The sequence below is a fragment of the uncultured Parvibaculum sp. genome (assembly GCF_963975745.1).
GTDB lineage: Bacteria > Pseudomonadota > Alphaproteobacteria > Parvibaculales > Parvibaculaceae > Parvibaculum.
In genome coordinates, this window is record NZ_CAXBIB010000024.1 from 1 (window position 1) to 18,170 (window position 18,170).

19 protein-coding genes are annotated in these 18,170 nt (G+C 60.7%); 5 read left to right on the plus strand and 14 right to left on the minus strand.

What is annotated here, in order from left to right; translation table 11 throughout:
* Positions 1 to 419 (plus strand): hypothetical protein (locus AAC071_RS15340; RefSeq protein WP_339834220.1); only part of this gene is annotated, 419 nt, incomplete at its 5' end.
* A gap of 80 nt (positions 420 to 499) precedes the next feature.
* On the opposite strand, the gene AAC071_RS15345 is transcribed toward AAC071_RS15340, so the two are convergent.
* The 11 genes from AAC071_RS15345 to folK form a co-directional block, all read right to left on the minus strand.
* Positions 500 to 1,804 (minus strand): hemolysin family protein, encoded by a 1,305-nt coding sequence (locus AAC071_RS15345; RefSeq protein WP_339834223.1) that lies wholly within the window; start codon positions 1,802 to 1,804, stop codon positions 500 to 502.
* 11 nt (positions 1,805 to 1,815) lie between these two features.
* Positions 1,816 to 2,736: a GTPase Era gene (era, locus tag AAC071_RS15350; protein ID WP_339834226.1), complete on the minus strand. Its 921-nt coding sequence runs from the start codon at positions 2,734 to 2,736 to the stop codon at positions 1,816 to 1,818.
* Positions 2,737 to 2,785: 49 nt separating this feature from the next.
* Positions 2,786 to 3,457 (minus strand): ribonuclease III, encoded by a 672-nt coding sequence (rnc, locus tag AAC071_RS15355; RefSeq protein ID WP_339834228.1) that lies wholly within the window; start codon positions 3,455 to 3,457, stop codon positions 2,786 to 2,788.
* A complete protein-coding gene (lepB, locus tag AAC071_RS15360) occupies positions 3,445 to 4,203 on the minus strand; it encodes a signal peptidase I (RefSeq protein ID WP_339834230.1) in 759 nt (252 codons plus the stop codon). Before lepB ends, rnc begins: the two co-directional genes overlap by 13 nt.
* Positions 4,204 to 4,270: 67 nt before the next feature.
* Positions 4,271 to 4,672, minus strand: coding sequence for a holo-ACP synthase (gene acpS / locus AAC071_RS15365; protein ID WP_339834233.1), 402 nt, complete (start codon positions 4,670 to 4,672; stop codon positions 4,271 to 4,273).
* Complete coding sequence (locus AAC071_RS15370) at positions 4,669 to 5,436, minus strand: pyridoxine 5'-phosphate synthase (protein ID WP_339834235.1); 768 nt, start codon at positions 5,434 to 5,436, stop codon at positions 4,669 to 4,671. The genes acpS and AAC071_RS15370 overlap by 4 nt, the downstream gene beginning before the upstream one ends.
* Before the next feature lie 28 nt (positions 5,437 to 5,464).
* Positions 5,465 to 6,052 (minus strand): DUF2062 domain-containing protein, encoded by a 588-nt coding sequence (locus AAC071_RS15375; RefSeq protein ID WP_339834237.1) that lies wholly within the window; start codon positions 6,050 to 6,052, stop codon positions 5,465 to 5,467.
* Positions 6,053 to 6,066: 14 nt separating this feature from the next.
* A complete protein-coding gene (gene pyrE, locus AAC071_RS15380; RefSeq protein WP_339834239.1) occupies positions 6,067 to 6,651 on the minus strand; it encodes an orotate phosphoribosyltransferase in 585 nt (194 codons plus the stop codon).
* A 39-nt stretch (positions 6,652 to 6,690) separates the two neighbouring features.
* Positions 6,691 to 8,841: a bifunctional (p)ppGpp synthetase/guanosine-3',5'-bis(diphosphate) 3'-pyrophosphohydrolase gene (locus tag AAC071_RS15385; RefSeq protein WP_339834241.1), complete on the minus strand. Its 2,151-nt coding sequence runs from the start codon at positions 8,839 to 8,841 to the stop codon at positions 6,691 to 6,693.
* A gap of 150 nt (positions 8,842 to 8,991) precedes the next feature.
* Positions 8,992 to 9,417, minus strand: coding sequence for a DNA-directed RNA polymerase subunit omega (gene rpoZ / locus AAC071_RS15390; RefSeq protein WP_339834243.1), 426 nt, complete (start codon positions 9,415 to 9,417; stop codon positions 8,992 to 8,994).
* A 107-nt stretch (positions 9,418 to 9,524) separates the two neighbouring features.
* Positions 9,525 to 10,085: a 2-amino-4-hydroxy-6-hydroxymethyldihydropteridine diphosphokinase gene (gene folK, locus AAC071_RS15395; RefSeq protein WP_339834328.1), complete on the minus strand. Its 561-nt coding sequence runs from the start codon at positions 10,083 to 10,085 to the stop codon at positions 9,525 to 9,527.
* Between the two features lie 169 nt (positions 10,086 to 10,254).
* Here folK and AAC071_RS15400 point away from each other — a divergent pair, with 169 nt between their 5' ends.
* Together AAC071_RS15400 and AAC071_RS15405 are read left to right on the plus strand one after the other, a co-directional pair.
* Positions 10,255 to 10,869: an NYN domain-containing protein gene (locus AAC071_RS15400; protein ID WP_339834330.1), complete on the plus strand. Its 615-nt coding sequence runs from the start codon at positions 10,255 to 10,257 to the stop codon at positions 10,867 to 10,869.
* 7 nt (positions 10,870 to 10,876) lie between these two features.
* A complete protein-coding gene (locus AAC071_RS15405) occupies positions 10,877 to 11,521 on the plus strand; it encodes a uracil-DNA glycosylase (protein WP_339834245.1) in 645 nt (214 codons plus the stop codon).
* Between the two features lies 1 nt (position 11,522).
* Here the strand turns inward: AAC071_RS15405 and smpB are convergent, their stop codons facing one another.
* Positions 11,523 to 12,020, minus strand: coding sequence for an SsrA-binding protein SmpB (smpB, locus tag AAC071_RS15410; protein WP_339834247.1), 498 nt, complete (start codon positions 12,018 to 12,020; stop codon positions 11,523 to 11,525).
* Positions 12,021 to 12,047: 27 nt separating this feature from the next.
* Positions 12,048 to 12,923 carry a 4-hydroxy-tetrahydrodipicolinate synthase gene (gene dapA, locus AAC071_RS15415; protein ID WP_339834250.1) on the minus strand — a complete coding sequence of 292 codons (876 nt, stop codon included), beginning with the start codon at positions 12,921 to 12,923 and terminating at the stop codon, positions 12,048 to 12,050.
* Between the two features lie 290 nt (positions 12,924 to 13,213).
* Here dapA and AAC071_RS15420 point away from each other — a divergent pair, with 290 nt between their 5' ends.
* Both AAC071_RS15420 and AAC071_RS15425 read left to right on the plus strand, forming a co-directional pair.
* Complete coding sequence (locus tag AAC071_RS15420; protein ID WP_339834251.1) at positions 13,214 to 15,517, plus strand: lytic transglycosylase domain-containing protein; 2,304 nt, start codon at positions 13,214 to 13,216, stop codon at positions 15,515 to 15,517.
* A gap of 77 nt (positions 15,518 to 15,594) precedes the next feature.
* The gene (locus AAC071_RS15425; protein ID WP_339834253.1) at positions 15,595 to 16,470 is read left to right on the plus strand and encodes an alpha/beta hydrolase; all 876 of its coding nucleotides are present in this window, start codon (positions 15,595 to 15,597) and stop codon (positions 16,468 to 16,470) included.
* Positions 16,471 to 16,476: 6 nt separating this feature from the next.
* Here AAC071_RS15425 and AAC071_RS15430 read toward each other — a convergent pair whose 3' ends face one another.
* On the minus strand, positions 16,477 to 18,156 hold the full coding sequence (locus AAC071_RS15430; protein WP_339834254.1) for a Na/Pi symporter: 1,680 nt from the start codon (positions 18,154 to 18,156) through the stop codon (positions 16,477 to 16,479).
* Between the last annotated feature and the right edge of the window lie 14 nt (positions 18,157 to 18,170).

Sequence of the window (18,170 nt, forward strand, 5' to 3'; positions counted from 1 at the left end):
CTTCAAGTGACGGACTCTACTCAAATCTGGAGGAAGTTCAGGGGCTCAGGTCAGACGATCAAATGGACGAAACAGACAAAATCCGAAGGAGCGCCCTTGAACGAAAGTATCTATCTTTCTTTGCGTTGGGTGAAGTTGTGCGCGAAGTGTGCCGGTTGCGAGAGCGTGACGAAGTAGAGTTTTTGCGTTCGTTCAGCAAACCAAAATGGCAGGACGAGAAATCCAAATCTCGATTTGTCGACGAAGCATTCAACTTGGCATGTGACATCGTTGTACAGGTTTATCAGGCGGCGAAAGAACATGGTCCATTTTTTGTTCATCGAAACTTCTTTAGAGACCAAGACACTTTAGCCCAAATCAGAAATGCAAGAGCTTCACGTCGAAGTCAGCTCAAGAACCTCGCTGACGATGGAAGATAGTCAATAGATTTATACCGAGAACCTCTCACTCCTTCGGAAATTCGAGCCCCATCTCGCGAAAGTGCGTACTACCCTGCGTATCAGACTGCACCCTCCCCCGTGTCGTCCCGCATCGGCGTCACCAGAATCTTGTCGATGCGGCGGCCGTCCATGTCGACGACTTCGTAGCTGTGCCCCTTGAACGTGAAGACCTCGCCCGTTTGCGGCAGATGCCCGAACTGCGAAAGCGCGAAGCCGGCAACCGTCTGGAAGTCGCCGTCGACGGTGCCGATATCGATCTGCGCCGCGAATTCGTCGACCGGCATTGCGCCGTCGACCAGCCACGAGCCGTCCGGCCGCTGCAGCATGATCTGTTCCGGTTCTTCGCCATGTTCGGGCAACTCGCCGGCAATCGATTCGAGAATGTCGGTCAGCGTCACGATGCCTTGCGTCGATCCGTATTCGTCGACGACGATGGCGATATGCATCTTGTCCTGCTTGAAGCGGTCGAGCAGCCGGAAGACTTCCTTGTTCTCCGGAACGACGGGCGCGCGCATCGTCACGCGGTCAAGCTCCAGCGCGCCGCCCCGCAGCGCGGCCGGCAACAGGTCCTTTGCGTGCACCACGCCCAACGTCTCGTCGATGGAGCCGTCGCAGACGAGAAAACGCGAATAGCGGTTCTCCGCCACCGTCCTGGCGATGGTTTCCGCATCGGCATCCCTGTCGATCCAGACGAGATCGACCCGCGGCGTCATGATCGCCCGCACCGTGCGGTCGGCAAGCCGGAGCACGCCCTCGATCATCTCGCGTTCTTGCGGCACGAAAACGCCGGCGCGCGTGCCTTCGGCGATCAGCGACTTCACTTCGTCCTCGGTCACCGTGGATTGCCGCGTGCCGTTGAGCCCCAGAAGCTTCAGCACCGCATCGATAGATACCTTGAGAACCCACACCGCCGGCGCCGCAACCAGCGACAGCAGCCGCATCGGCGGCGCGATTGCCGCCGCCACGCGCTCCGGGGCCAGCAGCGCGATCCGCTTGGGCACCAGTTCGCCGGCAACAAGCGACAGATAGGTGATCGACACGACGACGACGGCGATGCCGGCCGCGGGCCCGTATTCCGCCAGCACGGGGAATGTCGCAAGCCAGTCGCCGAGCCTCAGACCCAGCGTGGCGCCGCTGAAGGCGCCGGCGACGACGCCGACAAGCGTGATGCCGATCTGCACCGTGGCCAGAAACCGGCTCGGATCGTCGATCAGCGCCAGCGCCTGGCGCGCGCCCGCGCTGCCCGCCCGCGCCATCTGTTCGAGCCGCACCTTGCGGGAAGAAACGACCGCAAGCTCCGACATCGCCAGCACGCCATTGACGGCGATCAGAAGCAGCACAATCAGAAGTTCGATATAGACCATGGGTCTTTCGTTCACTCCTTCGGAAAGTCGAGCCCCATCTCGCGATAGCGTTCGCGGTCGTCCGACCAGTTCTCGCGCACCTTGACGAACAGGAAGAGATGCACTTTCGTCTCCAGCATCTCCTGCAATTCCTCGCGCGCCATCTGCCCGATGGTCTTGATCGTCTGCCCGCCCTTGCCCAAAGCGATCTTCTTCTGGCTGTCGCGCTCGACATAGATGACCTGCTGAATGCGGATCGAGCCGTCCTTCTTCTGTTCCCAGCTTTCGGTCTCGACGGTCAGCGAATAGGGCAGCTCGTCATGCAGCCGGAGAAAAAGTTTCTCGCGCGTGATCTCGGCCGCCAGCGACCGGAGCGGCACATCGGCCGCCTGGTCTTCCGGGTAATGCCACGGTCCTTCCGGCATCTGCGCCGCGATATGGCGCTTGAGATCCTCGACGCCGTCGCCGGTCAGCGCCGAGATCATGAAGGTCTCGGTGAAGATGCCGGTCGCGGTCAGCGCCGCCGCCGTCTTCAGCAGTTTTTCGCGGTCGCAGGCATCGGCCTTGTTCAGTACAAGGATGGCTTTCCGGCCTTGAGCTTTCAGCCCCTCGACGATGCGTTCGACATCGCTGTCGCGACCGCTCTCCATGTCGACCATCAGCACGATCAGGTCGGCGTCGCCCGCGCCACCCCAGGCGGCGTCCACCATCGCCCGGTCGAGCCGCCGCTTCGGCTTGAAGATGCCGGGCGTGTCGACAAAGACGATCTGCGTGTTGCCCGCCATCGCGATGCCGCGGATGCGCGCCCGCGTCGTCTGCACCTTGTGGGTGACGATCGCGACCTTCGATCCGACCATGCGGTTGAGCAGGGTCGACTTGCCGGCATTCGGCGCCCCGATTATGGCGACAAACCCGCAACGCTGCGGGTCCGTCCGGGTGGTCTGGTTTTCCATGCGAACTCTTTTGTGACAGTTTTTTGACAGTTGCGTGACAGAGGGGGGGTCAGTGCCAGACGCCCGCTGTCTCAAGCAGCGCCCTGGCGGCCGCCTGCTCCGCCTGCCGCTTCGAATTTCCTTTTCCGGTCAGTGGCTTGGAATCCCCGACCACGACCTCGACCGTGAATTCCGGCGCATGATCGGGCCCGCTGCGCGCTGTCTGTCGGTAGCTGGGCGCTGGCAGCCCCTGCGCATGCGCCCATTCCTGCAGCGCGGTCTTGGCGTCCTGCGGAATTTCCTCATGTTTATCAACAAGTTGCGCCCATTCTCGGGTGATGAACCGTGTCGCCGCCGCCATCCCGCCATCGAGATAGAGCGCCGCGATCAGCGCCTCGCAGCCATCGGCAAGAATGGCGGATTTCTGCCGTCCGCCGGCCTTTTCCTCGCCCGCTCCCATGATGATGAAGCGCCCGAGATCGATACGCGCCGCCACTTCGGCGCAGGCTTCCTTGCGGACCAACGCATTGAATCTGATGGCCAATTCGCCCTCGTCCGCATCCGGAAACAGGCGCAGCAGCCAGTCCGCGACCGCCAGTCCCAGCACCCGGTCGCCGAGAAATTCCAGCCGCTGGTAATTCTCCGGGCCGGTGCTCGGATGCGTCAGCGCCCGCGCAAGAAGGCCCTTGTCCTTGAATTCATAGGACAATTTCTTTTCGAGCGCGGCGCTCAATCGGTCCATCTGCCGATCCGCTCCCAGCGGATTGCCGAGGGCCATTTCCAGAATTGCCAGAACGAGGCGCTGCCATTGGCCGAGAAGAAAATGATCTCTGCCCGGCCCACCAGATTCTCGAAAGGCACGTATCCGACAGCATCCGGCACGCGGCTGTCGCTCGAATTGTCGCGATTGTCGCCCATCATGAAGTAATGGCCTTCAGGCACGATGTATAGGCCGGTGTTATCCCAGACACTGTTGCTGGTCATGTCCAGCGTAATATACGAAACCCCGTTGGGCAGCGTCTCCATATACTGTGGAATACGGCGCAGATTGCCCGAAGGACTGCGTTCGACGAAGTCGTCGACCCGCTGCCGTCGCACCGCGACATCGTTGATATAGAGCACGCCGTCCTTCATCTGCACGGTGTCGCCGGGCAAGCCGATGACCCGCTTGATGAAATCGGTTCGGTTGTCGACCGGCAGCTTGAACACGACGATATCGCCGCGCGCCGGCGTCGCGCCGAAGATACGGCCGCCAAAGAGCCCCGGGCTGAACGGCAGCGAATGCCGCGAATAGCCGTAACTGTATTTGGAAACAAAGAGATAGTCGCCAACCAGCAGCGTCGATTCCATCGAGCTCGAAGGAATGAAGAAGGGCTGGAAGAAGAAGGCGCGGATGACGAGCGCAATCAGCAGCGCATAGCCGACGGTCCGCAAGTTCTCGGCCAGCGAGCTGCTGCGCAGTTTCTTGGCATTTTCCATCATCGACATCTTCCGGCTCCCGCCCTCGAAAACGGCGGACCATACCACAATCGGCCGCCCCGTCTGCCCCCCGGGCTCACAGCCGCGGCACCGCAGAAATGATAACAAAAGCCTGTGCTTGCGGGTGATCGTCGGTGATCGTCAGATGGATGATGGCATCCATCCCTTCCGGCGTGATCTGTTCGAGCCGCAGCCGCGCACCGCCGGTCAGCGCCATGGTCGGCTGCCCCGTACGCAGGTTCACAACCCCCATGTCGCGCCAGAAAATCCCTTGCCGGAAGCCGGTTCCAAGCGCCTTCGAACAGGCTTCCTTGGCCGCGAAGCGCTTGGCATAGGAGGCCGCCCGCATTCGCCGCCCTTCGGATTTGCGCCGCTCGACATCGGTGAAGATCCGGCCGATGAACCTTTCGCCGAACCGCTCCAGCGTCTGCTCGATACGCCTTATGTCGATGATATCGTTGCCGATTCCGAGGATCATGCCCGCGCCTCCAGAGCCGGCCGCGCCGCGTCCATCACCGCCCGCATGCGCCGGATGCTTCCCTCCAGCCCGGTGAAGATCGCTTCGCCGATCAGGAAGTGGCCGATATTGAGCTCCATCAGTTCGGGAATCGCGGCAATCGGTGCCACCGTGTCGAATGTCAGCCCGTGCCCGGCATGAACCTCGAGCCCCATCGTGGCGCCATTGCGCGCCGCCTCGGCAAGTCGTGCCAACTCCGTGTCGCGCTTGACATTTTCCTGCGCAAGCGCGGCGTCGCAATAGGCGCCGGTATGCAGTTCCACAATATGGGCGCCCAGCGAACGCGCCGCTTCGAGCTGTCGGGTCTCGGCGTTGATGAACAGCGAAACGCGAATCCCCTTGTCGGAAAGCCGCGCAACGAAAGGCGCCAGATGGTTGTGCAGCCCTGCCGCATCCAGACCGCCCTCGGTCGTCACTTCCTCGCGGCGTTCCGGCACGATGCAGCAGGCATGGGGCACATGGCGTAGCGCGATGTCGAGCATTTCGGTCGTTGCCGCCATTTCAAGGTTGAGCGGCAACCCGATTTCGCCCTTCAGCCGCGCAATATCGCCATCGCGTATATGCCGCCGGTCTTCGCGCAGATGCGCAGTGATGCCATCAGCCCCGGCTACGGCCGCAACCATCGCGGCGCGCACAGGATCGGGATGTTCGCCGCCGCGCGCATTCCGGATGGTCGCGACATGGTCGATATTGACGCCGAGGCGAAGATGCGAAGCCGGGCTCATGCCTGCCCTTTCGATGTTCCGTCCATGATCACTCCCGGGTTTCGCCCGTGGGCGGTTGCGGGTCGAGAAAGGGCCTCAGCGTCAGCGCGCGCTCGGCGAGCCGCCGCCGGCGTCTCAACTGATAGGCCTCCACACCGCTCCGCGTCACGACATAGCTGATCGACCCCATGACGATACCGACTGGAATGGCGCCCACAGTCAGCGGAACCAGCAGCGGCAGGATCATGTCGAAAGCGCGATCGCTCTGCAGCGTTTCGGCAATATCGGGGTCCACCCCGGCCGGCGCGCCAACCATGTAGCGGCCGACTTCGTAGACGACGAACCAGATGGCGGGGAAGGTCAGCGGATTGCCGACAAAGGTACCAATCGCGCTGGCAATCAGATTGCCGCGCAAGATCCAGGCGACCATCATCGCTATCAGAATGTGAAATCCGAGAAACGGGGTGCAGGACGCAAAGACCCCCGCAGAGAATCCCATCGCAATGGCGTGCGGCGTTCCCGACAAGCGCCACACCCGCCGCCATCCATACTGGATTGCACGCTTCCAGCCCGCACTTGGCCAGAACGTCTCGCGGAGTTTCCGCAACGGGTGAAGTTCGACGCGGCGCCGAAACACGGGAGCCGTCTCCTCTACGCGATGCCGCGACTGCCGGGCTTGACGGCGGGCAATGCCGCAAGTTCCTTCGGCAGCCTGTCAGCCGGATAAGCCGGTATGTCGATCTGAGCAAGTGAAATGAGCTTGGTCCCGACCTTCGCCTTCCCGCCGGAACGGTCGATGAGACAGGCAGCAGCCACGACCCTCGCACCTGTCTTGCGGATCGCCTGAATGCACTCGCGCGACGACAGTCCGGTTGTGACAATGTCCTCCACCATCACGACCCGCATGCCCCGTGTCAGCGGAAATCCGCGTCGCAGCACGAACTCGCCCTTCTCCCGCTCGACATACATTGCCGGGACTTTCAGGTGGCGCGCGGTTTCATAGCCCGGAATGATCCCTCCGACAGCAGGCGAAACAACGGCATCGATCGGACCATCGACCGCGTCCTCGATCTTCGCTGCCAGTGCCTTGCAGAGGCGGGCCGTCCGTTTCGGGTTCATGAAGACAAGCGCCTTCTGCAGAAACACCGGGCTGTGCAGCCCCGATGACAGGATGAAATGCCCTTTCAGCAGCGCACCGGCTTTTTCGAATTCTTTGAGAACCTTGGCTTCTTTCATGGGGTGTTCACCGGCTTTCAGGCATGGAGACTAAGGGTATCAGTGTCGGGGACGCGCGACGGTATTGACGCAGGACAGACCGTTCAACGCCGACATGATGCGCGTCAGATGTTTGATATCCCGAACATCGAGATCGATTTGCAGATCATAGAAGTCGGCATCGCGCTGCGTCAGCGTCAAATTTGAAATATTGCTTCCGTAATCGGCAATCAGCGTTGCAATGTGGCCGAGAGAGCCGACTTCGTTCCGCGCCGTCACGCGCAGGCGCGCCTGGAATGTCTGCGGAACTTCCGGATCGATATCCCAGGTCACATCGATCCAGCGCGACGGCTCGCTGTCGAATTTCTCAAGTGTCGGCGCATCGATCGGATAAACCGTGATGCCTTCGCCGGGCATCATGATACCGACAATGCGCTCGCCCGGCAGCGGGAAGGTCTCCGGCGCAAACTGGATGCCAAGGCCCGCACCACGGCCGGTCACACGCACGGCACCGTTGCGCTCGTCCCTTCCGCTCCCTTTTCCAACTCGCTTGCGCGCTCGCTTCGCAACCGGCTCCTCGGGATAGACCGTATGCAGAACCTGCACCGGACTGAGCGTACCGTCACCGACCGATGCGAGCAGATCGTTGACGTCCGATTTGCGGAGCGGGCCGAGCGCGCGCTCGAAAATCGTGTCCGATGCGTCCTTGCCGGCGGCCTCGAATGCGCTCTTGAGAATCTGTCGTCCAAGGCGACTGAATTCGGATTGCTTTGCTGCCCGTATCGAGCGCCGGATGGCCGAACGGGCCTTGCCTGTGGCAACGAATGCCTCCCACGCTGGCGCCGGCCGCTGAACCTGAGAACGAACGATTTCGACTTCATCGCCGTTCTCGAGTCGGGTGCGCAGCGGCATGTGCCGGCCGTTGATCTTGCAGCCGACACAAGTATCGCCGATCTCGGTGTGGACAGCATAGGCAAAATCGATCGGCGTCGCACCACGCGGCAGCGTGATGAGGAGGCCATTCGGCGTAAAGCAGAAAACCTGATCGGAAAACATCTGAAGCTTGGTGTGCTCCAGGAATTCCTCAGGCGTTCCGCCATGCTCGAGCATTTCGATCAACTGGCGGAGCCAGCGGAACGTTGCAGCAAACTCGCCTGACGCGTCGGTATCGACCGGGCCTTCCTTGTAGAGCCAATGGGCGGCAATACCGTACTCGGCAATCTCATGCATCTTGCGCGTCCGGATCTGAACCTCCGCACGCTTCTTCTGGGGGCCGATCATTGTCGTATGAATTGATCGGTAGCCATTGTTCTTCGGCGTCGAGATGTAGTCCTTGAACCGGCCAGGCACCATCGGCCATGACGTGTGCAATATACCGAGCGCACGATAGCAGTCCGGCACATCATCGACGACGACCCGAAACCCGAAGATGTCGGAAAGCTGCTCCAACGAAATGCCGCGACGCTCCATCTTGCGCCACATCGAATAGGGACGCTTCTCTCGCCCGATCACCTCAGCCGAAAGCCCCTCGTCTTGCAGCTTCGCCTCGATCTCGTCGGCAATCTGCTTGACCGTGTCGCCGCTTTCCTCGCGGAACTCATTGAGCCGCTTCAGCAGAGCCTCGCGCGCCTCAGGATTGAGTTCCTTGAATGCAAGGTCCTCAAGTTCCTCACGGATCTCCTGGATACCCATGCGCCCGGCAAGCGGCGCATAGATCTCCATGGTCTCCTGCGCGATGCGCTGCCGCTTGTCGACGGAATCGATGAAATGCAGCGTCCGCATGTTGTGCAGACGATCGGCAAGCTTGACCAGCAGAACGCGAATATCGTTCGACATCGCAAGCAGGAACTTGCGGAAGTTTTCGGCCTGTTTCGATCGCTCGGAGGTAAGCTCGAGACGCGTCAGCTTGGTGACGCCATCGACGAGACCGGCAATCTGAGCACCGAACAGCTTTGTCAGCTCGTCCATCGTCGAACCGGTATCTTCCATCGTGTCGTGCAGCAATGCCGTCACAATGGTTGCGGTATCGAGCTTCAGATCGGTCAGGATGCCGGCGACTTCGATCGGATGCGAGAAATAGGGGTCGCCGCTGGCGCGCATCTGGCTGCCATGCTGCTTCATGGCATAAACATAGGCACGGTTGATCAGGGCTTCGTCCGCTTTCGGATCGTAGCCGAGCACGCGATCAACGAGCTCATACTGACGCAACATTCATCGAATCTCCCGCGCCGTATCTTGCAGACTTCCTGTCATCGCCGACACCGTACACCACAAACGAAAAGCGCCGCCCCTTACCTTCCGGCCGGGCGGCGCTCAAACCGATTGACGTCTGCGCTGGGGCCAAGCCCTCCTCGCCCGCTCTCAGTCTTCCCCGTCCATATCATCGGCATCGGCCGATTTCTGTTGCGGCGAGTCGATCTGGCTCTGTATCGCCCGCAACAGCTCTTCTTCGCTCATGCGGTCGGAAGAGCCCTCAGCCGCACCGAAGGTGTCGGCGACTTCGCCCCCCGCTTCGCCCGAGATCAGAAGCTGCATGTTCTCGACTTCGGGTTCTTCCGTCTCGACGCGGCTCTGCATGCTGCTGATCAGATCTTCGCGCAGGTCCTCCGGCAGGATGGTCTTGTCGGCGATCTCGCGCAGTGCCACGACCGGGTTCTTGTCGTTATCGCGCTCGACCGTCAACTCGGCACCAGCCGACATGGCACGCGCCCGATGCCCTGAGAGCAAAACGAGCTCGAAACGGTTGGGGACCTTGTCGACACAATCTTCAACGGTCACGCGGGCCATTGCAAAAACTCCAGTATGGGCGGGAACCTGATTTGGCCCTTTATGTAGGGGGCAGAATAGCGGAAAGCAAGCAGGAACAGGCATTTAGAAGCAAATCCGGGACAATTTCAGTCCACCAGACGCACAATACCCCCCAACGCGGCTGCCGGCAGCCTTCGGATCAGCTGGTCAATCGGCTCGCCCGTTACCGGATGGTGCCAGCCCGGGGCTAGGTCGCGAAGCGGCAGCAGCACAAAGGCACGCTCGGTCATGCCGGGATGGGGTAACGCCAGCGGCAGCGGCCCGATGCCGACTTCGGGACCACGCAGCCCCGACGCCGGCACGATCACGCCCCGATAATCCAGCAGATCGAGATCGAGCGTTCGCGCGCCCCAGCGATCCCGCCTGACCCGCCCGAATAGGTCTTCGATTCGGTGAAGGACAGCCAAGAGTGACGCCGGGGGCACTGCCACCTCAATCTCAACCACAGTATTTACATAATTATCTTGTATATACTTCGAAACTGGCGGCGTCCGGTACAGAGGCGCCCGTCTGGAAACGCGAAGACCGAAGGCGGGAAAGATCCGGAGCGCCGCCTCGATCGTCCGGTGTGGCTCCCCAGACGAACTCGCCAGATTGCCACCCAGCGCTACCAGCACCCTGCCGGTCGTGGCAGCAGACTGCTTCATGCTGTTGACGGCAATATCGGTCACGAGCTTTCACCCTGAATGTGCGCCGCAAGGGCTTGCCGGGAGATGGCTCGTGGCCTTATTGCTGTTGCCGCACATCGGCCTGCCATTTAATTCCACTTTCAGATTTTTCGAACGCAAACATATAGAAACAAAGGGGTTTCAGATGATTTTTTATGCGCATGAACGCATGGCACTTTTCATCGACGGGGCCAATCTCTATTCGGCAGCCCGCGGACTGAACTTCGATATCGACTACAAGCGCCTGCTTGATTACTTCCGCGCCAAAGGCACCTTGATTCGCGCCTTCTACTACACGGCCCTGCTCGAAGATCAGGAATATTCGCCGTTGCGACCGTTGATCGACTGGCTCGACTACAATGGCTATTCAGTCGTCACAAAGCCGGCCAAGGAATTCACTGGAGCCGACGGTCGCCGCCGCGTCAAAGGCAATATGGACATTGAGCTTGCCATCGATGCGCTCGAACTGGCCGACAAGATCGACCACTTCATCCTTTTTTCCGGCGACGGCGATTTCCGTCGTCTGGTCGATGCAGTCCAGCGCCGCGGCAAGCGCGTGACGGTCGTCTCGACCATGCGAAGTCAGCCGCCAATGATCGCCGATGAGCTGCGGCGCCAGGCCGATCAGTTCATCGAACTGGAAACGTTGCGCGATGCGGTCGGCCGGGCCCAGACCGAGCGACCAGCGCCCGCTATGCGCAATGACATCGACTACGAGTATGATGACGACGATGAGGGTCTCGACCGGCCGGCCAGGGGCTGATCCGGGGATGACGAAAGGACTCCCAGCCGAAGCCCCGCATGATTGTCAGCTTTGCCCGCGCCTCGTCGCCTATCGCCGCGAGAATGCCGCCACACATCCGGACTGGTTCAACGGAGCCGTGCCATCCTTCGGTACGGATACGGCGCGACTACTGATTGTCGGCCTGGCACCGGGGGTACAGGGTGCGAACCGGACAGGCCGCCCCTTCACCGGCGACTATGCCGGCGATCTGCTCTACGCGAGCCTGCTGGAGTTCGGCTTCGCGAAGGGAACCTATGCATCGCGTCCCGACGACGGTCTGGAGCTTGTCGACGCCATGATCACCAATGCAGTGCGCTGTGTGCCGCCGCAGAACAAGCCGACACCGGCTGAAGCGCGGAATTGCCTCGGCTTTCTCACTGCGCGTATTGCGGCACTGCCTCGCCTCAAGGCCATTCTGGCACTTGGCCGCATCGCACATGATGCGGTTCTGTCGGCCGAAGGCATGAAACGTTCATCTGCCACGTTCGGGCACGGTGCAACTCATGAACTCGGTAGCGGCCTGCGCCTTTTCGACAGCTATCATTGCTCACGCTACAATACCAACACGCGCCGCCTGACCGAGGAAATGTTCCACACGGTCTTTGCCGATATCCGCAAGTACCTGAACTAAACTAGCCCTTTTCACGCAACAGTCGCGCCTTGTCCCGCGCCCAGCTGCGCTCCTTGAGCGTTTCGCGCTTGTCCGCGAGCTTCTTGCCCTGGGCCAGCCCGATTTCGACCTTCACCATGTTGCGTTCATTGAAATACATCTTTAACGGCACGACGGTCATGCCCTGTCGCTGCATTGCATTGACGAGTTTTTCGATTTCACGCTTGTGCAGCAGCAACTTCCGCGGCCGCCGCGTCTCGTGGTTGAACTGGTTGGCCTGCAGATAGACCGGGATATAGGCATTGACGAGCATGATCTCGCCGCTCTTCGTCGCCTGTGCATAGGCCTCGTTGAGACTGCCCTGGCCAGCGCGCAACGATTTGACCTCCGAACCCTTGAGTTCGATACCAGCTTCAAACGTTTCAGAAATGCTGTAGTTGAAGCGCGCCTTGCGATTATCCGCAATGATCTTCCGGCCATCTCCGGCCTTTTTCTTGGCGCCGCCACTCTTTGAGGACATGGATCCCCGGCCTTTCTATTGGCCGTCTCAGTTGATCAGTCCGGCGACCCGCATGGCCTCACGAACCTTCTGTTCAGCGGCGCCGGTCGCCGGCATCAAGGGCAAGCGCAACTCATTGGCACAAAATCCGAGCAGGCTCATCGCGTATTTGGCCGGCGCAGGATTGGGGTCGACAAACAAGGCATGATGCAATGGCATCAGGCGATCCTGAATCTCGATCGCCTTCCGGAAGTCGCCGGCAAGCGTCGCCCCCTGGAACTGGGCGCAAAGCGCCGGCGCAACATTGGCAGTTACGGAAATACAGCCGACGCCGCCATGTGCATTGAAGCCCAGCGCGGTAGCATCTTCGCCCGAAAGCTGACAGAAATCCGTCCCCATCGCCTGCCGTTGCTGGCTGACCCGCGCCAGGTTTGCCGTCGCATCCTTCACGCCGACGACATTCTTCAGCTCGAAGAGCCGCGTCATGGTTTCAAGATTGATGTCGACAATGGTCCGGCCGGGAATGTTGTAGAGAATGATCGGGATATCGACCGCATCGTTGACCGCCTTGAAATGCGCGTAGATACCTTCCTGGGACGGCTTGTTGTAATAGCCGGTCACACTGAGGACGGCATCTGCGCCGATATCCCTGGCAAAGCGCGTCAGTTCGATCGCCTCAAGCGTATTGTTCGAACCCGCCCCGGCGATCACCGGCACCCGTCCCTTGGCCGTCTTGACGCACAACTCGACGACACGCTTGTGTTCGTCATGGCTCAACGTCGGCGACTCGCCCGTGGTCCCGCAGGGAACCAGCCCGTGGGTGCCCTGCTCGATCTGCCATTCGACCAGTTTGACGAACGCAGCCTCATCCACCGCGCCGTCCCGAAACGGCGTTATGAGCGCGACATACGATCCCTTGAACATGGCCCTGGCTCCATTGTCCCGAACAACCTTTCGGGCGGTAAATACTTCGGCGGTTCCCGAAGGCGCGCAAGATACCCATAAGCGGTCCCAGCGGCAAGAAAACTGCCGTCTTTCAGGCCTTGTGGGCTATTGTCGGAACCGTTAGCACATAGGTAGTCTCGACGGTGGATAATCCTTGGAACCGGGCCGTTGGGACCGGCCGTGACCGGCACCGAAACCGGAAGCCGCCGGGTGTCCTGTCGGGGGCATCCCGAGGCGTCCGAGCGTCTCTGGGGTTTTGGAAACGCATAGTGGCAAGCAAGGTGGAATTCGGCCTGACGAGACATGCGCGGTCTGCGGCGATTGCCGTGGCCTGCCTTGTGCTGGCGACCGCGAGCGCGGCAGCGTCTGCAGTGCCTCTGTCCCGCCCGGACGCTCAAAGGTCCGGATCAGGTACCCTGGCCGCGGCAAGCGTTTCGCCAACCCGCGCCGCCGCCTCGACCACCGCTGCGGTATCGCAACTCAGCGCCGCCGATCTAGGCGCGGCACGCGATGCCTTTGCCGAGGCAGACCGGGCGAACTGGACGGCCACGCGGCAGCATGCGGCACGCATTTCGGACCCCGTTGCCGCCAAACTGGTGCTCTGGACCCGGCTTCTCGCCGAAAACAGCGGTGCAACATTTGCCGAAATCACCACTTTCCGTGAGCAAAATCCCGACTGGCCGCGTATGGGCGTGCTGGCTCTTCGCGCCGAAAATGCCCTGCTGGCCTACCCCATGTCGAACAACGACGTTCTGGCCTGGTTCACAGCCAATCCGCCCGTTACCGGCGAAGGCAAGATTCGCTTCGGCAAGGCACTTGTCGAGACCGGGAAAACCGACCAGGGCGCCACATGGATTCGACGCGCCTGGATCGATCATGATTATTCGGCAGCGCGCCAGAAGGAAATTCTGACGGCTTATGGCAGCCACCTCGATACCGAGACACAGAAAGAGCGCCTCGGCCGACTGCTGTGGGAACAGCGCACAACGGATGCGCGCACCATGGCAGGCCTTGTCGGACAGGACGCCCGAACGCTCGCCGATGCACGTATCCAGCTCAGTGCGGGCTCCAACCAGGCCGGTGCCGCACTTTCACGTGTTCCGGATCTGCTCCGTACCGACCCGGGTCTGCTGTACGACCAGGTGCGTTATGAACGCCGTCGCGGCAACGACCATACCGCGCTGCCGCTGTTGCTGACCGCGCCGACAGAACCGCACAAGATGGTTCGTCCCGATATCTGGTGGGTCGAACGCAAGATTCTGGCGAGGAAAGCACTGACCAGCGGTCTCTATCAACAAGCGTACGAACTTAGCGCCGCCCACGGTCTGACCGAAGGCGTCGAATTTGCCGAAGGCGAATTCATGGCCGGCTGGATCGCACTGCAGTTTCTCAACAAGAGCGACATTGCGCTCGGGCACTTCAAACGGCTCGGCGACGGTGTCTCGACGCCGATCAGCAAGGCGCGCGCATACTACTGGAGTGGCCGGGCCGCCTCTGCTGCCGGTAAAAAGGAAGAGGCAACTGGCTATTATCGGCAGGCCGCGACCTATCCCGTCAGCTTTTACGGCCAACTCGCAACAGCCGCCTTGGGTGGCCAGGGCGGCGACGGCAAGCTGCATTTACCGGCAAACCCGGCCCGAACGGCGGATTCCAGACAGCGCTTCGATAAACGGGAACTGGTGCGCGCCGCGCGCATCCTCCAGGACCTCGATCGCGAACGCACACGCTGGACCGTGATGCTGCATCTCGCCGATACATTGGCCGATCCGGCCGAACTGGCCGCCCTGTCCGATCTTGCCCGCAGCTTCGGCGATCAGAAATTGTCGCTGCGCATCGCCAAATCAGCTGCATCGCGCAACATCATCCTTCCCGACCACGCATACCCGACCAGCTTGATGCCGCAATGGACCCACAAGGGCCCGCCCGTCGAAACGGCCTTGGTCTATGGCCTGTCGCGGCAGGAAAGCGAATTCGACCCGAAGGCGTTGAGCCCGGCCGGCGCGCGCGGTCTGATGCAGTTGATGCCGGGCACCGCACGCATCGTCGCGCGACAGATCGGGGTGCCCTACGCGGCCAGCAGGCTGACGGATCCGGTCTACAACGCGACGCTGGGTGCCGCCCATCTCGGCGACCTGATCGAAAATGAGTTCGGCGGGTCCTACATCATGAGCATTGCTGCCTACAACGCCGGCGGCGGACGCGTCCGTCAATGGGTCAACCAATTTGGCGATCCCCGCTCAACCGCCGTCGACCCGATCGACTGGATCGAGACGATTCCCTTCTCGGAGACACGAAACTACGTTCAACGGGTCATCGAGAATCTCGAGGTCTATCGCAGCCTCTTGTCCGGGAACGCACAGCCAGCCCGCATCGCCGACGATCTGCGGCGCCATACGGGAGCGCCGATCACGACACCTGCGCCGACGCCACGCCCAACGGGCGTACCGCTGCCACCGCCCTCCGCAACGCCGACGGCTTCGTCCGCCTCGATCCCTGCACCGATAGCGCCACCGGAAGGGGCTGCCGCCATGGCACCGGTCGTCGAGGACGACGAACGCTCCGCTGTCCGCTAGAAACCGCTGAGATTGATTCTTGCCGCCTCGTCATGTCTTGCCCATGATCCCCGATCTCAATCGGTCAGGAGACGTAAATGGCGAAGCCTCCCATTCGTGAAATTTTCTACACCAGTCAGGATGGCTTGAAGCTCTTCGCACTTGAGTACGGCGAACGCACCGCGAAAGGCGTTCCGGTCATCTGCCTGCCGGGCCTCACGCGCAACTCAAAGGACTTCGAGCCTCTGGCCAGACATCTGTCCCGGCGTCACCGGGTTCTCTGCCCCGATTTCCGTGGCCGCGGCCGTTCCAAATATTGCGAAAACTGGGCCGACTACACACCTGTCCACGAGATGATGGATACGCTCGACCTGATGGGGGCGGCAGGTCTCCCGCAGGCCGTTTTCGTTGGAACGTCCCGCGGCGGTATTGTCACCATGCTTCTCGCCGCCTTCCGGCCCAATGTCATCAAGGCGGCGATTCTGAATGACATCGGTCCGGAAGTTGATCCGAAAGGCATTGAACGCATCGCGGGATATGTCGGCCTGATGGAGGTTCCTTCAACATGGGACGAAGCAGCGGTCAAACTGCGCATGATGAACGAGCGCGAATTTCCGAATCTTTCTGCCGAGCAATGGCGAACCTTTGCACGCCGTACCTTCACCGAAGAAGCCGGCACGCCGAAGCTCGACTACGATCCGAAAATCGGCATGGCCATGCGCAAGGGGCTTGAAGCGTCGAAGGGTGAAATAGCCACCATGTGGCCGCAATTCAAGGTGCTGGCACAGAAGCCGGTTCTTGTCGTAAGAGGCGAAAACTCCGATCTGCTGACGGCCACCATTGTCGAACGAATGCTGGCGGAACATCCCGGCATGAAATCCGTCGTCGCCCGCGACAGAGGACATGCCCCATTCCTTGACGAACCTGAAGTGCTGGCGGCCATAGACGACTTCCTGAAGAACGATATTCACTGATCGGCATCATTCGTTACGAATAACCTCATCGGCTACGTTCACATCGGCCGTCGACGAACTGGATTCCGGCATGGTCAGCGCATCCCGTGCTGCCTTGAATCGAGCGGCCGACCGGACGACATGATGTGCAATGCGGCGCATAAGGTCGGCCTCTCGCATGGCATCGTCGAGATAGGCAAGATGCTTGAGGTCGCCCCGCGATGCTGCCGACAGAACGAATTGCTTGGTGGCCTGATAGCCGTCTTCGAACTGACGTCCCTGCGCCCCCAGCCAGTCGGCCTCCACCTGATCGTCAAGCAGACGACTGTCCTGCATCAGCGCAACAAGTGCATTTCTGTAGGATTCGACACGCTCCCGCACCAAGGATGGCATGCGTGATTCGGTCGCCACGAAAGACATCGCATTTCTCATTTCATGCACAATCGCGTTGCAATGCTGCAGCGCGCGCAGAAGATGAGCCAGCGCATCCGGCAGTCCAGACGTGAGGCGGGCCTCGGAAAGCGTCGCAGCATAGCTGCGGATCGAGTCGGCCAGAGACTCGAAAACGATGAAGCGGCTTCGGAGCATCGACTCCTTTCGTACCGGGTCATTCAGATATGACGCACTGCCTTCAAGCACGATTCCACTTAATCGCCGCATCTCGAGCATCAGACTTTCGATTGCCAATGTCGGCATGTCGACCAGTGTCTGGTCCAGATGCTGTGGCCGCGCTTCATTTTCTTCCTGGGAAACAAACAGCCCCTTGAGCCAGGCAATCAGGTCGTCTGCCCACATCCAGATGACCAGCAACCCGGCCACATTGAATAGCGTATGGAAGATGGCCAGTGTCATCGCCGGACCGGGCAGCGTTAAACCGGTGGTCTTCAGCCAGGAAAGCGTGAGGAAGAAAACCGGCATGATCAGCAAGGCGATCGACGCCGAGAGCAGATTGAAAACAAAATGGCTTGCAGCAACCCGTTTCGCGTTCGATGTCGCATCGAGAACGGCCACTACGCCGGTGACAGTAGTGCCGATATTCGCACCGATCACCATTGCCGCGCCGCTTTCGATACCGATCAGCCCACCAGATACCGCAGACAGAGCAATCGCAATTGAAGCGCTTGATGACTGCGCCATGGCAGTGACACCGAAGCCGGCCAGCACAAATGCAAGATAATGCAGGAACCCGCTGCCGCTGAACGCATCCAGCTGCAACCCGGCCGCAACACCCTCGAATGAATCCTTCAGGACCGATACGCCGAGAAAAAAGATACCGAAGCCCGCAATTGCCTCACCAATTGCACCACGGCTGCGCCCGGGCGCCGTCAGACGCAGGATCATCCCGATCCCGATCGCGGGAAGCGCCATGAACTTGATGTCCACATTGAATCCAACCGCCGAAACGATCCAGCCGGTCATGGTGGTGCCAACCGCACTCCCGAAAATCACCCAAACGGCATGCCCGAGCGTCAGGACACCCGCATTGACGAAGCCGATGGCTGTGACAGTGACGGCACTCGACGATTGAACCAGGGCCGTTAGCGCAAAACCGGCCAGAAGCCCCTTCGCCCGTGTGTCGGTCCAGCGCTCGAGAATCTGCTTCAACGACGGCCCGGCGGCGACCTTGAGCCCGTCGGTCATCAGCCACATGCCGACGAGAAAAAGCCCCAATCCCCCCAGAAGGCCGGTCGCGCTTTCGATGCTCATCAAATGATCCTCGT

Coding starts and splice junctions, on each gene's coding strand:
- AAC071_RS15370 (WP_339834235.1), bottom strand. CDS start 5,436: ATGAGCCCGGCTTCGCATCTTCGCCTCGGCGTCAATATCGACCATGTC.
- era (WP_339834226.1), bottom strand. CDS start 2,736: ATGGAAAACCAGACCACCCGGACGGACCCGCAGCGTTGCGGGTTTGTC.
- AAC071_RS15385 (WP_339834241.1), bottom strand. CDS start 8,841: ATGTTGCGTCAGTATGAGCTCGTTGATCGCGTGCTCGGCTACGATCCG.
- smpB (WP_339834247.1), bottom strand. CDS start 12,020: ATGTCCTCAAAGAGTGGCGGCGCCAAGAAAAAGGCCGGAGATGGCCGG.
- AAC071_RS15345 (WP_339834223.1), bottom strand. CDS start 1,804: ATGGTCTATATCGAACTTCTGATTGTGCTGCTTCTGATCGCCGTCAAT.
- rnc (WP_339834228.1), bottom strand. CDS start 3,457: ATGGACCGATTGAGCGCCGCGCTCGAAAAGAAATTGTCCTATGAATTC.
- lepB (WP_339834230.1), bottom strand. CDS start 4,203: ATGTCGATGATGGAAAATGCCAAGAAACTGCGCAGCAGCTCGCTGGCC.
- pyrE (WP_339834239.1), bottom strand. CDS start 6,651: ATGAAAGAAGCCAAGGTTCTCAAAGAATTCGAAAAAGCCGGTGCGCTG.
- AAC071_RS15425 (WP_339834253.1), top strand. CDS start 15,595: ATGGCGAAGCCTCCCATTCGTGAAATTTTCTACACCAGTCAGGATGGC.
- folK (WP_339834328.1), bottom strand. CDS start 10,085: ATGAAGCAGTCTGCTGCCACGACCGGCAGGGTGCTGGTAGCGCTGGGT.
- AAC071_RS15430 (WP_339834254.1), bottom strand. CDS start 18,156: ATGAGCATCGAAAGCGCGACCGGCCTTCTGGGGGGATTGGGGCTTTTT.
- rpoZ (WP_339834243.1), bottom strand. CDS start 9,417: ATGGCCCGCGTGACCGTTGAAGATTGTGTCGACAAGGTCCCCAACCGT.
- AAC071_RS15405 (WP_339834245.1), top strand. CDS start 10,877: ATGACGAAAGGACTCCCAGCCGAAGCCCCGCATGATTGTCAGCTTTGC.
- dapA (WP_339834250.1), bottom strand. CDS start 12,923: ATGTTCAAGGGATCGTATGTCGCGCTCATAACGCCGTTTCGGGACGGC.
- acpS (WP_339834233.1), bottom strand. CDS start 4,672: ATGATCCTCGGAATCGGCAACGATATCATCGACATAAGGCGTATCGAG.